This window comes from Bacillus sp. URHA0034 (assembly GCF_056280405.1).
In genome coordinates this window covers 2,862,507-2,876,309 of record NZ_JBWCDK010000002.1, presented here as the reverse complement: position 1 = coordinate 2,876,309, position 13,803 = coordinate 2,862,507, and the positions used below count along the sequence as shown (strand labels likewise).

Below are 13,803 nucleotides of genomic sequence, written 5' to 3'. Positions count from 1 at the left end.
CATATATGCATGCACTAATAAACTCATCTCAATTTGGGGTGAGTTTTTTTACATACGCTTTGGAAAATGGAAGTTAAATAGGCTATAATAGGTAGGATGATAAAAATTTGAAGGGGGCGGTGTCCATTGGCATATCAAGCTTTATATCGTGTTTGGCGGCCGCAGGCATTTATTGATGTAGTAGGACAAGAACATGTAACCAAGACATTGCAGAACGCCCTGCTTCAACAAAAAACTTCACATGCCTATCTTTTTTCTGGTCCAAGAGGAACAGGTAAAACAAGTGCGGCTAAAATATTAGCAAAGGCGATTAATTGTGAGCGTGCACCAGTTTCAGAGCCGTGTAATGAATGTGCAGCATGCCGAGGCATCACTAACGGCACCATACCAGATGTATTAGAATTTGATGCTGCCTCAAATTCCCGTGTGGAGGAAATGAGGGATGTCCTCGATAAAGTGAAATTTGCCCCAACCGCTGTAAATTACAAGGTTTATATCATTGATGAAGTGCATATGCTTTCAATTAGTGCTTTTAATGCCTTATTAAAGACGTTAGAGGAACCGCCAAAGCATGTCATTTTTATTTTAGCGACAACGGAACCACATAAAATTCCACTAACGATTATCTCAAGGTGTCAGCGTTTTGACTTTAGGCGCATTACAGCAGGATCAATTGTGAACCGGATGAAATTAATCGTAGAAGAAACAGGTGTGAACTGTGATGAAACGGCGCTGCAAATGATTGCCCGTGCAGCTGAGGGTGGTATGCGTGATGCGTTAAGTCTGTTGGATCAGGCTATTTCCTACAGCCAAGACCGAGTAACACTTGAAGATGCCTTAACCGTAACAGGGTCCGTATCACAAGGATTCCTGAATAAATTAGCCCATGCTTTTCAGGAAGGTGACGTGTCCAGCGGTTTAGAGGCGCTCGATGAACTGCTATTCCACGGAAAAGATCCAGCAAGATTTATAGAGGACTTAATTTTATTTTATCGGGATATGCTGCTATACAAAACAGCTCCTAATCTAGAAGAATCACTAGAAAGAGTGATGTTGGATGATGATTTTCGGCATTTAGCTGAAACCATCCCAGTCGAACAAATTTATCAGTTAATTGATCTATTAAATAAGACACAGCAGGAAATGCGCTGGACAAATCATCCGCGAATCTTTTTGGAGGTAGCGGTGGTAAAGCTCTGTCAAACGGAAGTGAAACCAACCGTCTCTGTTGATTCTGCGCCTATTGGACAATTACTTGCCAGAATCGATCAACTTGAGTCGGAGCTTCAGCGCTTAAAAGAAAATGGGATAGTCCCGGCTGCTCAGGATACAGCACCACAACAGCAAAAGCAGGCACAGAGGTCATCGAAAAAAGCCTTTCAGCCGCCGGTTGGAAAAATCAATGAAGTTTTAAAACTGGCAACGAAGAATGATTTAAATTTAATTAAAGCGAACTGGGGAGAAATGCTTTCGAGTCTGTTAAAATCACAGGCGGCATTATTAAATGATGCTGAACCGATTGCGGCCTCTTCGACTGCTTTTATTATAAAGTTTAAGCATGAAATGATTTGCCAAATGGCAATGAACCGCACCGATTTCCTTGACGCTGTAACATCCTCACTTTTAAAATTAACTGGAAAGAGGCTTCAGCTTTTAGGTGTTCCTGAAGATCAATGGATGCCGATTCGCGAAAGCTTTTTGAACACTCAGCATAGTGAAGAAGGAACAAGTATCAGTGGTGAATCTGTTAAGGAAGAAGAACCGCATATCGCTGAAGCAAAGAAAATATTTGGTGCTGATTTTGTAGAAATTATTGACTAATAAATAACTAATTAAATGGAGGCTAGATTTATGATGCGTGGTGGAGGAATGGGTAACATGCAAAATATGATGAAACAAATGCAAAAAATGCAAAAGAAAATGGCTGAGGCTCAAGAAGAGCTAGGTCAGCAAAAAATTGAAGGTACTGCTGGCGGAGGCATGGTGACTGTCATAGTGACAGGACATAAAGAAGTGGTAGATGTGCAAATTAAGCCTGAGGCCGTAGATCCTGATGATGTTGAAATGCTTCAAGACCTAGTACTTGCAGCTGTTAATGATGCCCTTAAAAAGGCAGAAGAATTAACAAACAATACAATGGGGCAATTTACTAAAGGAATGAATTTACCTTTTTAATTATACATTAGCAGGGGTGCATAGGCATTCGGGGTTAACCCTCCGAGGTCAGGCACCCCTGCTTTTCTAGAGGAGAAAAATCACATGCACTATCCAGAACCAATATCAAAGCTGATTGACAGCTTTATGAAACTGCCTGGGATTGGCCCTAAAACGGCTGCCCGTCTTGCATTTCATGTTTTGAATATGAAAGAAGACACAGTGCTCGATTTTGCAAAGGCACTTGTGAATGCCAAACGTAATCTTACTTACTGCTCGGTCTGTGGCCATATTACTGATCAAGATCCGTGTTATATCTGTGAAGATCAGCGCAGGGATAAAAGCATTATTTGTGTCGTTCAGGATCCAAAGGATGTTATTGCAATGGAAAAGATGAAGGAATTCAACGGCTTATATCATGTTCTGCACGGGGCTATTTCGCCTATGGATGGAATTGGGCCAGAGGATATAAATATCCCTGATTTGTTGAAGCGGCTTCAAGATGAAACGGTTCAAGAAGTGATTCTCGCCACAAATCCCAATATTGAGGGAGAAGCAACAGCTATGTACATCTCCCGTTTATTGAAACCATCAGGTATTAAAACCACAAGAATTGCTCATGGACTTCCTGTTGGAGGGGACCTGGAGTATGCAGATGAGGTAACCTTATCTAAGGCGCTAGAAGGAAGACGGGAATTGTAAACCATAAATAAGTGAACGGCGAATGTAATGTCTAATTACAGAGGTTAGCTAGACACGATTACCGGAGGAATAACACATGTTGTTTCGGCGCAAAGGACGGCTTCGAAAAGAATATGATGAAAAGCTGTTAGCACAGTTAAACCGATATAAAATAAATTGGCAACAAGAAAAGCTGCTTTTAGAAAAAAGTTTTGATCCCTCGGAAGAAGTGATCTGCCAAACTAAAATAGCTGAAGCTAAATATATCTTTTTATTAAGAGAAGCAAAGCAACGTAATGTAACAATCCTAAAGTAAATAGTATTTTACCCCCTATGGTCTATACCTAACAACTTGTACATATGTTGTAAGTAAAAAGACCTTAAAGGGGGAAAGCACTAATTGGAACCAATTGTTGTGATTTCTATTTTAGGCGGGCTTATACTTTTATTATTATTTTCTGGTGCACCAGTTAAGCCTGTAAGATTTGTCGGACAGGCAGCTGTGAAATTTTTAATAGGAGCCTTGTTTCTATTTTTTTTGAACGTGGCCGGCAATCGTTACGGAATTCATGTCCCGATTAATTATGCAACGTCTGCTGTGTCAGGATTTCTTGGTATACCCGGATTAGTTGCGTTGGTTGCAATCCAACATTGGGTTTTATAGGACAAAAAACCGCTGATAAAACAGCGGTTTTCCTTATTTCTGTAGAGAGGATCAAAAGAAAGAATTTATTCTAGAAAAAATAGTAACTATTTGCTTGACGGATTAAGTTTGATGCTGTAATATATTAAAAGTCGTCACCAAGACGACACATAAAAAAAGAAAGTTATTGACTTCTAGTTGATAACTTGTTATGATAATAAAGTCGCTTTTAAGCGATAAGTTATATTTGCTCTTTGAAAACTAAACAAACAAAAACGTCAACAAACAATAAATATTCATTTCTTATGAAATGAAGCCAACGTTTTAAATTATGAGCTAAATCAACTTTCTTGGAGAGTTTGATCCTGGCTCAGGACGAACGCTGGCGGCGTGCCTAATACATGCAAGTCGAGCGAATCAATAGGAGCTTGCTCCTGTTGGTTAGCGGCGGACGGGTGAGTAACACGTGGGCAACCTGCCTGTAAGACTGGGATAACACCGGGAAACCGGTGCTAATACCGGATAATCCCTTTCCTCTCATGAGGGAAAGCTGAAAGTCGGTTTCGGCTGACACTTACAGATGGGCCCGCGGCGCATTAGCTAGTTGGTGAGGTAATGGCTCACCAAGGCGACGATGCGTAGCCGACCTGAGAGGGTGATCGGCCACACTGGGACTGAGACACGGCCCAGACTCCTACGGGAGGCAGCAGTAGGGAATCTTCCACAATGGACGAAAGTCTGATGGAGCAACGCCGCGTGAGCGATGAAGGCCTTCGGGTCGTAAAGCTCTGTTGTTAGGGAAGAACAAGTACCGGAGTAACTGCCGGTACCTTGACGGTACCTAACCAGAAAGCCACGGCTAACTACGTGCCAGCAGCCGCGGTAATACGTAGGTGGCAAGCGTTGTCCGGAATTATTGGGCGTAAAGCGCGCGCAGGCGGTCCTTTAAGTCTGATGTGAAAGCCCACGGCTCAACCGTGGAGGGTCATTGGAAACTGGGGGACTTGAGTGCAGAAGAGGAAAGCGGAATTCCACGTGTAGCGGTGAAATGCGTAGAGATGTGGAGGAACACCAGTGGCGAAGGCGGCTTTCTGGTCTGTAACTGACGCTGAGGCGCGAAAGCGTGGGGAGCAAACAGGATTAGATACCCTGGTAGTCCACGCCGTAAACGATGAGTGCTAAGTGTTAGAGGGTTTCCGCCCTTTAGTGCTGCAGCTAACGCATTAAGCACTCCGCCTGGGGAGTACGGCCGCAAGGCTGAAACTCAAAGGAATTGACGGGGGCCCGCACAAGCGGTGGAGCATGTGGTTTAATTCGAAGCAACGCGAAGAACCTTACCAGGTCTTGACATCCTCTGACACTCCTAGAGATAGGAATTTCCCCTTCGGGGGACAGAGTGACAGGTGGTGCATGGTTGTCGTCAGCTCGTGTCGTGAGATGTTGGGTTAAGTCCCGCAACGAGCGCAACCCTTGATCTTAGTTGCCAGCATTCAGTTGGGCACTCTAAGGTGACTGCCGGTGACAAACCGGAGGAAGGTGGGGATGACGTCAAATCATCATGCCCCTTATGACCTGGGCTACACACGTGCTACAATGGATGGTACAAAGGGCAGCAAAGCCGCGAGGCCTAGCCAATCCCATAAAACCATTCTCAGTTCGGATTGTAGGCTGCAACTCGCCTACATGAAGCCGGAATCGCTAGTAATCGCGGATCAGCATGCCGCGGTGAATACGTTCCCGGGCCTTGTACACACCGCCCGTCACACCACGAGAGTTTGTAACACCCGAAGTCGGTGGGGTAACCTTTTCGGAGCCAGCCGCCTAAGGTGGGACAGATGATTGGGGTGAAGTCGTAACAAGGTAGCCGTATCGGAAGGTGCGGCTGGATCACCTCCTTTCTAAGGATAATGCAGTCCTTATGGACTGATAAGAAGTTGACCGTTTTTTGTTTGTTTAGTTTTGAGGGAGCAATCCTCTCAAAATATTTTATGGTATGGGCCTATAGCTCAGCTGGTTAGAGCGCACGCCTGATAAGCGTGAGGTCGATGGTTCGAGTCCATTTAGGCCCACCATACTTCATAACGGGGTCTTAGCTCAGCTGGGAGAGCGCCTGCTTTGCACGCAGGAGGTCAGGGGTTCGATCCCCCTAGACTCCACCAATGACGATTAAAAACGTCGAAATTCGTTCTTTGAAAACTAGATAATCGTATAGAAGAAACCAAGTAAAAACCGAGTAAAATCGCCATTTTAGTTTTTCTCTCTATTTTAAATAGAGTAAAACCTTTTAGGTTAAGTTAGAAAGGGCGCACGGTGAATGCCTTGGCACTAGGAGCCGATGAAGGACGGGACTAACACCGATATGCTTCGGGGAGCTGTAAGTAAGCTTTGATCCGGAGATTTCCGAATGGGGAAACCCACTGCTCGTAATGGAGCAGTATCTTTACCTGAATACATAGGGTATTGATGGCAGACCCGGGGAACTGAAACATCTAAGTACCCGGAGGAAGAGAAAGCAAACGCGATTCCCTAAGTAGCGGCGAGCGAAACGGGATTAGCCCAAACCAAGAGGCTTGCCTCTTGGGGTTGTAGGACACTCAACATGGAGTTACAAAGGAACGGGGTAGATGAAGCGGTCTGGAAAGGCCCGTCATAGAAGGTAAAAGCCCTGTAGTTGAAACTTCGTTCCCTCCTGAGTGGATCCTGAGTACGGCCGGACACGTGAAATCCGGTCGGAAGCAGGGAGGACCATCTCCCAAGGCTAAATACTCCCTAGTGACCGATAGTGAACCAGTACCGTGAGGGAAAGGTGAAAAGCACCCCGGAAGGGGAGTGAAATAGTTCCTGAAACCGTGTGCCTACAAGTAGTTAGAGCCCGTTAATGGGTGATAGCGTGCCTTTTGTAGAATGAACCGGCGAGTTACGATTACATGCAAGGTTAAGTTGAAGAGACGGAGCCGCAGCGAAAGCGAGTCTGAATAGGGCGAATTAGTATGTGGTCGTAGACCCGAAACCAGGTGATCTACCCATGTCCAGGGTGAAGTCCAGGTAACACTGGATGGAGGCCCGAACCCACGCACGTTGAAAAGTGCGGGGATGAGGTGTGGGTAGCGGAGAAATTCCAATCGAACTTGGAGATAGCTGGTTCTCTCCGAAATAGCTTTAGGGCTAGCCTCACGTAGTTAGAGTCTTGGAGGTAGAGCACTGTTTGGACTAGGGGCCCTCATCGGGTTACCGAATTCAGACAAACTCCGAATGCCAAAGACTTATCCGTGGGAGTCAGACTGCGAGTGATAAGATCCGTAGTCAAAAGGGAAACAGCCCAGACCACCAGCTAAGGTCCCAAAGTATACGTTAAGTGGAAAAGGATGTGGAGTTGCTTAGACAACCAGGATGTTGGCTTAGAAGCAGCCACCATTTAAAGAGTGCGTAATAGCTCACTGGTCGAGTGACTCTGCGCCGAAAATGTACCGGGGCTAAACGTATCACCGAAGCTGTGGATTGACATCTTCGATGTCAGTGGTAGGAGAGCGTTCTAAGGGCGTTGAAGCTAGACCGTAAGGACTGGTGGAGCGCTTAGAAGTGAGAATGCCGGTATGAGTAGCGAAAGATGAGTGAGAATCTCATCCACCGAATGCCTAAGGTTTCCTGAGGAAGGCTCGTCCGCTCAGGGTTAGTCGGGACCTAAGCCGAGGCCGAAAGGCGTAGGCGATGGACAACAGGTTGATATTCCTGTACCACCTCTTTATCGTTTGAGTGATGGGGGGACGCAGGAGGATAGGGTAAGCGCGCTGTTGGATATGCGCGTCTAAGCAGTTAGGCTGAGAAGCAGGAAAATCCGCTTCTCGTGAAGGCTGAGCTGTGACAGCGAGGGAAATATAGTACCGAAGTTCCTGATTCCACACTGCCAAGAAAAGCCTCTAGCGAGATAAAAGGGTGCCCGTACCGCAAACCGACACAGGTAGGCGAGGAGAGAATCCTAAGGTGAGCGAGAGAACTCTCGTTAAGGAACTCGGCAAAATGACCCCGTAACTTCGGGAGAAGGGGTGCTCTTTGGGGTTCATAGCCTCGAAGAGCCGCAGTGAATAGGCCCAGGCGACTGTTTAGCAAAAACACAGGTCTCTGCGAAGCCGCAAGGCGAAGTATAGGGGCTGACGCCTGCCCGGTGCTGGAAGGTTAAGAGGAGGGGTTAGCGCAAGCGAAGCTCTGAATCGAAGCCCCAGTAAACGGCGGCCGTAACTATAACGGTCCTAAGGTAGCGAAATTCCTTGTCGGGTAAGTTCCGACCCGCACGAAAGGCGTAACGATCTGGGCACTGTCTCAACGAGAGACTCGGTGAAATTATAGTACCTGTGAAGATGCAGGTTACCCGCGACAGGACGGAAAGACCCCGTGGAGCTTTACTGTAGCCTGATATTGAATTTTGGTACAGCTTGTACAGGATAGGTAGGAGCCTGAGAAGCCGGAGCGCCAGCTTCGGTGGAGGCGTCGGTGGGATACTACCCTGGCTGTATTGAAATTCTAACCCGCACCCCTGATCGGGGTGGGAGACAGTGTCAGGTGGGCAGTTTGACTGGGGCGGTCGCCTCCTAAAGAGTAACGGAGGCGCCCAAAGGTTCCCTCAGAATGGTTGGAAATCATTCGTAGAGTGTAAAGGCACAAGGGAGCTTGACTGCGAGACCTACAAGTCGAGCAGGGACGAAAGTCGGGCTTAGTGATCCGGTGGTTCCGCATGGAAGGGCCATCGCTCAACGGATAAAAGCTACCCCGGGGATAACAGGCTTATCTCCCCCAAGAGTCCACATCGACGGGGAGGTTTGGCACCTCGATGTCGGCTCATCGCATCCTGGGGCTGTAGTCGGTCCCAAGGGTTGGGCTGTTCGCCCATTAAAGCGGTACGCGAGCTGGGTTCAGAACGTCGTGAGACAGTTCGGTCCCTATCCGTCGTGGGCGCAGGAAATTTGAGAGGAGCTGTCCTTAGTACGAGAGGACCGGGATGGACGCACCGCTGGTGTACCAGTTGTCTTGCCAAAGGCATCGCTGGGTAGCTATGTGCGGACGGGATAAGTGCTGAAAGCATCTAAGCATGAAGCCCCCCTCAAGATGAGATTTCCCATAGCGTTAAGCTAGTAAGATCCCTGAAAGATGATCAGGTTGATAGGTCAGAGGTGGAAGCGTGGCGACATGTGGAGCTGACTGATACTAATCGATCGAGGACTTAACCATAGTCTAAAGCGAATAACTCGTTTTTATAAAGTTTCTTCTACATTATCTAGTTTTGAGAGAGCGATCTTTCAATTAAATAGTCTGGCAATTAAGGCGAGAAGGTCACACCCGTTCCCATACCGAACACGGAAGTTAAGCTTCTCAGCGCCGATGGTAGTTGGGACTTTGTCCCTGTGAGAGTAGGACGTTGCCAGGCATGTTAGGACAATCCAAAAGGATTGTCTTTTTTGCTTACTAAAATATGAAGAGCTAAAAAAGTAAAAAGTACGAAGTGTTTTTGAAATAAACGCTTATAGACATACACCCAAAGAGGGGCAGCAACATAAGATAATACAGGAGCGAGGCTGAAAAGAGTATTCGAAAAATTGTATACAAATTAGCGGTTTCGGACAGAATGGGTGTATGGAGGTGGAGGAATTGAGTTCATTATTAGCACATAATCATTATGAGGAAACGTGCGTTATTTGTGAGTGTCTAAAACCAAAAGGCATACATCTATACACTTCTTTCATTTGTACAGAATGCGAAAATGATTTGATTCAAACAGATACCAATGATCCTAGATATAAATATTTTCTAAAGCAGCTAAAAAAGATTACAACTCCGGAAATTTTTTCATAATAAGTCCTCACTCAGGACTTTATTTTTTTTGCGAAAAATAGGAAAGCTTTATCTTTTTTGCTAAAATAATATAATGCTGATACAGTACGGAAAACAGATAAGGAAGAGTTAAAATGAGCAATCAAATGCAAACACCACTTTATGAGGCTTTAAGGAAACATGTAAACAATAATCCCGTTTCCTTTCATGTTCCCGGTCACAAATATGGTTTGATGACCCCATATAAACAAGATGAACTTTTTTCAGGGATATTAAAAATAGATGCAACAGAATTAACAGGTTTAGATGACCTACATTCACCAGAGGGGCCCATTAAGGAAGCAGAAGAGCTGTTAACTGAGTTATATGGATCGAAAAAAAGCTTCTTTCTTGTAAATGGTTCAACTGTGGGAAATCTCGCTATGATCATGGCTGCTTGCCCGGAAGATTCAAATGTCCTCGTTCAAAGAAACTGTCATAAATCCGTTTTAAATTGCGCTGAGGTTAGCAAAAGTTAGGCCGATATTTATCGAACCGGAAGTGAATCAAGACTGGAAAGTAGCAGGTGGCGTCAGAACTGAAACCGTCCAACAGGCAATTAACCAGTATCCTAATGTGAAGGCGATCATTTTAACATATCCAAATTATTATGGCATGGTTTATGATTTAAAAGGAATTATTGATTTGGCTCATCTCCAGCATATTCCGGTATTGGTAGATGAAGCGCATGGTCCGCATTTTATCATTGATGGTCCTTTTCCATCGTCTGCGTTACAATTAGGAGCAGATATGGTTGTGCATTCTGCCCATAAGACCCTTCCAGCAATGACAATGGGTTCTTTTATGCATGTAAATAGCAACCTGGTAAACTTGGAAGTGGTCAAAGAATATCTAAGTATTTTCCAGTCTAGCAGCCCGTCCTATCCAATTATGGCATCACTTGATATTGCCAGACATTATTTAGCCGGCTATGGAGATGAAGACGTACGCTGCCTTCTATCTGAAATCAGTTCCTTTAGAGAAGGATTAGCTAAAATTGAAACGATAAAAGTGTTAACCTATCCTGATAACCTCGGTGATTCTCTTAAGATTACCGTACAGTCAAGATGTGGGTTAAGTGGGTTTGAATTACAAAAAAGACTCGAGACATATGGAATTTATACTGAGTTAGCAGATCCGTATAATATTTTATTCATTTTCCCGCTTCTAAAAAAAGGACAGGTTTTTCCTTTACCTGGAAGCCTGAAAAAAATAACGATGGCATTTTATGGATTGAAAGCTGCATACATAAAGGAAGAATTCCCGTCGGGAGGAGAAAGGATCTCAGAGTTGGCGATTAGTTATAAGGAAATGGAAAATCTCCGCATAACGGAAGGCCCTATTGATAGGAGTTCAGGATTGATTTGTGCAGAGACAATCATTCCATATCCACCTGGAATTCCTTTGTTTATGAAGGGTGAAAGAATAACGGACGGAAGGCTCGCCCAGCTCAAACGCTTATTACAATCAGGTGCAAGATTCCAAGGAGATGATGCGCGTTTAGCAGCAGGTTATATAAAGGTATTTTGTACAACATGAATACATACTGGAGGTTTTATCTTGAAAAGTGGAGTATTTATCAGTTTTGAAGGTCCAGACGGGGCCGGAAAGACGACCATTATTAAATTAATAGCCAAAGAACTGGAACATGCTCTATTGACCAGAGAACCAGGAGGCATTGAAATAGCAGAACAAATTAGAAGCGTTATTTTAGATAAAGAAAATACGGCGATGGACCCTCGAACAGAAGCGCTGCTTTATGCGGCAGCCCGCAGGCAGCATTTAATTGAAAAAGTAAAACCGGCATTACAAGAGGGGAAAGTAGTCTTATGTGATCGGTTTGTTGATAGTTCACTGGCTTATCAAGGATATGCCCGCGGGTTAGGGATCGACGAGGTATATTTAATTAATCAGTTTGCCATCGAAGACTTAATGCCGGAGTTGACTATTTACTTTGATATAGAACCTGAATTAGGAATGAAGCGAATCAATAAAAATAAGGGAAGAGAAGTAAACCGTCTTGACTTAGAAAATCTTGATTTCCACCTTAAAGTAAGACAAGGTTATCATTTACTAATGGAACGTTTTCCAAATAGAATGGTACGGATTGATGCTTCAGGGACAATTGAGGAAGTATATCAAAAAACACTCAGTATCGTTAAAGCAAGATTAGTTGAGAAAAAGCCTTTATTATAAGGCTTTTTTTATCCTAAAAAAAGGTATGGCAGCGGATAACCTGTTATAATAAAAATAAAGGAAAAAGAGGAGAGGGTGTTCCATATGAAAATGATCATAGCCGTCGTTCAAGATCAAGATAGCAATCGTTTATCGAAAGCACTAGTGGATAATAATTTTAGAGCAACCAAATTAGCTAGTACCGGAGGTTTTTTGAAGTCGGGGAACACTACCTTTATGATCGGTACTGAGGATATTCGGGTAGATCGTGCTCTTCAAATTATTAAGGATAACTGCAAGTCCAGGGATCAACTAGTTGCCCCTGTTTCACCAATGGGAGGAAACGCTGACTCTTACGTTCCTTATCCAGTAGAAGTGGAAGTAGGCGGAGCAACCGTATTTGTATTACCAATTGAGCAATATATGCATTTTTAATAATAGATAGTGAGTGATTAATTTGGTTAAAACATGGGATCAACTACTGGAGCTGCAGCCGAAAGTATTGAAAATGTTAAAAAACAGCTTGCTGAAAAATCGAGTGGCCCATGCTTACCTTTTTGAAGGCATGAGAGGAACAGGAAAAAAGGAAATAGCCTTATTGCTCACAAAGTCTTTATTTTGTGAAAAGTTAATTGACGGCTGTAAACCTTGCGAGTCCTGTAATAATTGCCTTCGAATCAATAATGGTAACCATCCAGATGTTCATATGGTAGAGCCGGATGGCTTATCGATTAAAGTGGAGCAGATACGAAACCTTCAGGCAGAGTTTTCAAAAAAGGGAGTAGAATCATTTAATAAAGTTTACTTAATCTCTCATGCTGATAAAATGAGTGTGAGTGCTTCAAACAGCTTACTAAAATTTCTCGAAGAACCAAATCCGGGCACGGTTGCATTTCTCCTAACAGAACAGGTCCAACAGTTGCTGCCAACAATCTTATCTAGATGTCAAATGCTGGTATTCCAACCTTTAGCACCGCAGATGATGATCAAACAGTTAATTGAAAACGGGGTTCATCCTGCTAAGGCACCATTGCTAGCACAGCTAACCAATAATTTGGAAGAAGCTCTCAAATTAAATGTTGATGAATGGTTTGCACAAGCCCAAAAAATAGTGGTAAAATTATATGAGGTGTTAAAAAAAAATCCGCTGGAGGCAATGGTTACACTCCAAGGAGAATGGTTTTTACACTTTAAAGAGAAAGAACAGATTCAACGTGGTTTAGATCTATTACTTTTAGTTTTTAAAGATTTACTATATATACAATTGGATAGGCAGGAGCAGCTTGTTTTTATTGAGGAGAATGAGCGGTTAAGACAATATGCCCTGCAAACATCTGGACGGCGCTTATCGGATCAAATGTCAGCTATTCTTGATGCCAAAAGGAAGCTGCAGGCAAATATGAATCCTCAGCTGATGATGGAACAGCTTGTGTTAAAATTGCAGGAGGGATCTTCATTTGTATGATGTTGTAGGAGTACGCTTTAAAAAAGCGGGGAAAATCTATTATTTTGATCCGGGAGACCTCTCAATTGAAAAGGATGACTTTGTCATTGTTGAAACAGTTCGCGGTGTAGAATATGGGAAGGCAGTGATTGCCCGTAAACAGGTGGAAGAAAATGATGTAGTTCTTCCATTAAAAAAGGTAGTTAGAGTTGCCGACCAAAAGGATCGAATGATTGTTGAAGAAAATAAGCAGGCAGCCCAGGAAGCTTATGAGGTTTGTAATGAAAAAGTAAATGAACATCAGCTGGATATGAAACTAGTCGATGTTGAATATACATTTGACAGAAATAAAGTAATCTTCTACTTTACAGCAGATGGAAGAGTGGATTTCCGAGAGCTTGTAAAGGATTTAGCAGCTATTTTTCGGACACGCATTGAACTACGCCAAATTGGTGTCCGCGATGAAGCAAAAATGCTTGGCGGTATTGGACCATGTGGAAGAATGCTGTGCTGTTCAACCTTTTTAGGTGATTTTGATCCTGTCTCGATTAAAATGGCAAAGGATCAAAACCTTTCATTGAATCCAACAAAGATTTCCGGATTATGCGGAAGACTTATGTGCTGCTTGAAATATGAGAATGATGAATATGAATCCGCTAAAGAAGCTCTGCCTGATTTAGGGGAAATCATTGAAACACCACAGGGTAAAGGAAAAGTGGTTGGATTAAATATATTAGAGCGGGTACTTCAGATTGAACTAAAGGAACAAGAACGGGTTCTGGAGTATACTTTGGATGAAATCATTAAAGAAGGTGCCTTTTCTATACAATCCACAGATTAAGAG

10 protein-coding genes, 2 tRNA genes, 3 rRNA genes and 1 pseudogene are annotated in these 13,803 nt (G+C 43.7%); all 16 read left to right on the top strand.

Translation table 11 applies throughout. The features are described 5' to 3' along the window. The first annotated feature begins 126 nt into the window (after positions 1-126). The 16 genes and pseudogenes from dnaX to ACZ9EE_RS15845 all read left to right on the top strand — a co-directional run bounded on the left by dnaX (position 127) and on the right by ACZ9EE_RS15845 (position 13,800). The gene (gene dnaX, locus ACZ9EE_RS15920) at positions 127-1,821 is read left to right on the top strand and encodes a DNA polymerase III subunit gamma/tau (protein ID WP_476028482.1); all 1,695 of its coding nucleotides are present in this window, start codon (positions 127-129) and stop codon (positions 1,819-1,821) included. A 30-nt stretch (positions 1,822-1,851) separates the two neighbouring features. Beyond that, positions 1,852-2,175: a YbaB/EbfC family nucleoid-associated protein gene (locus ACZ9EE_RS15915; RefSeq protein WP_374110708.1), complete on the top strand. Its 324-nt coding sequence runs from the start codon at positions 1,852-1,854 to the stop codon at positions 2,173-2,175. An 84-nt stretch (positions 2,176-2,259) separates the two neighbouring features. Next, on the top strand, positions 2,260-2,856 hold the full coding sequence (recR, locus tag ACZ9EE_RS15910) for a recombination mediator RecR (RefSeq protein ID WP_098533749.1): 597 nt from the start codon (positions 2,260-2,262) through the stop codon (positions 2,854-2,856). A 76-nt stretch (positions 2,857-2,932) separates the two neighbouring features. Beyond that, on the top strand, positions 2,933-3,151 hold the full coding sequence (locus ACZ9EE_RS15905; protein WP_476028479.1) for a YaaL family protein: 219 nt from the start codon (positions 2,933-2,935) through the stop codon (positions 3,149-3,151). An 84-nt stretch (positions 3,152-3,235) separates the two neighbouring features. After that, positions 3,236-3,499 carry a pro-sigmaK processing inhibitor BofA family protein gene (locus tag ACZ9EE_RS15900; protein ID WP_476028477.1) on the top strand — a complete coding sequence of 88 codons (264 nt, stop codon included), beginning with the start codon at positions 3,236-3,238 and terminating at the stop codon, positions 3,497-3,499. Between the two features lie 326 nt (positions 3,500-3,825). Continuing rightward, positions 3,826-5,376: ribosomal RNA gene (locus tag ACZ9EE_RS15895) — 16S ribosomal RNA — on the top strand. Between the two features lie 97 nt (positions 5,377-5,473). After that, positions 5,474-5,550: transfer RNA gene (locus ACZ9EE_RS15890), tRNA-Ile, on the top strand. Positions 5,551-5,561: 11 nt separating this feature from the next. Continuing rightward, positions 5,562-5,637 (top strand) — tRNA-Ala (locus ACZ9EE_RS15885). Positions 5,638-5,765: 128 nt separating this feature from the next. Further along, positions 5,766-8,701, top strand: a 23S ribosomal RNA gene (locus ACZ9EE_RS15880). A gap of 80 nt (positions 8,702-8,781) precedes the next feature. After that, a 5S ribosomal RNA gene (gene rrf, locus ACZ9EE_RS15875) occupies positions 8,782-8,897 on the top strand. The 16S, 23S and 5S rRNA genes sit together here with 2 tRNA genes alongside, the layout of an rRNA operon. A 206-nt stretch (positions 8,898-9,103) precedes the next feature. Next, positions 9,104-9,322 (top strand): sigma factor G inhibitor Gin, encoded by a 219-nt coding sequence (locus tag ACZ9EE_RS15870; protein ID WP_476028475.1) that lies wholly within the window; start codon positions 9,104-9,106, stop codon positions 9,320-9,322. 113 nt (positions 9,323-9,435) lie between these two features. Continuing rightward, positions 9,436-10,879: pseudogene (locus ACZ9EE_RS15865) on the top strand (aminotransferase class I/II-fold pyridoxal phosphate-dependent enzyme). Between the two features lie 21 nt (positions 10,880-10,900). Next, positions 10,901-11,536, top strand: a complete 636-nt coding sequence (gene tmk / locus ACZ9EE_RS15860; protein ID WP_476028473.1) for a dTMP kinase — start codon at positions 10,901-10,903, stop codon at positions 11,534-11,536. Between the two features lie 84 nt (positions 11,537-11,620). After that, positions 11,621-11,950, top strand: a complete 330-nt coding sequence (locus ACZ9EE_RS15855) for a cyclic-di-AMP receptor (RefSeq protein WP_098530279.1) — start codon at positions 11,621-11,623, stop codon at positions 11,948-11,950. Between the two features lie 22 nt (positions 11,951-11,972). Next, on the top strand, positions 11,973-12,980 hold the full coding sequence (gene holB, locus ACZ9EE_RS15850) for a DNA polymerase III subunit delta' (protein WP_476032976.1): 1,008 nt from the start codon (positions 11,973-11,975) through the stop codon (positions 12,978-12,980). Further along, entirely contained in the window at positions 12,973-13,800 is an 828-nt protein-coding gene (locus ACZ9EE_RS15845; RefSeq protein ID WP_476028471.1) for a PSP1 domain-containing protein, read from the top strand. Before holB ends, ACZ9EE_RS15845 begins: the two co-directional genes overlap by 8 nt. Positions 13,801-13,803: the final 3 nt, after the last annotated feature.

What these genes read in the sequence shown, in the direction of transcription:
- recR (WP_098533749.1), top strand. Translation starts at nt 2,260, where the DNA reads ATGCACTATCCAGAACCAATATCAAAGCTGATTGACAGCTTTATGAAA.
- ACZ9EE_RS15870 (WP_476028475.1), top strand. Translation starts at nt 9,104, where the DNA reads ATGGAGGTGGAGGAATTGAGTTCATTATTAGCACATAATCATTATGAG.
- ACZ9EE_RS15855 (WP_098530279.1), top strand. Translation starts at nt 11,621, where the DNA reads ATGAAAATGATCATAGCCGTCGTTCAAGATCAAGATAGCAATCGTTTA.
- ACZ9EE_RS15905 (WP_476028479.1), top strand. Translation starts at nt 2,933, where the DNA reads ATGTTGTTTCGGCGCAAAGGACGGCTTCGAAAAGAATATGATGAAAAG.
- ACZ9EE_RS15915 (WP_374110708.1), top strand. Translation starts at nt 1,852, where the DNA reads ATGATGCGTGGTGGAGGAATGGGTAACATGCAAAATATGATGAAACAA.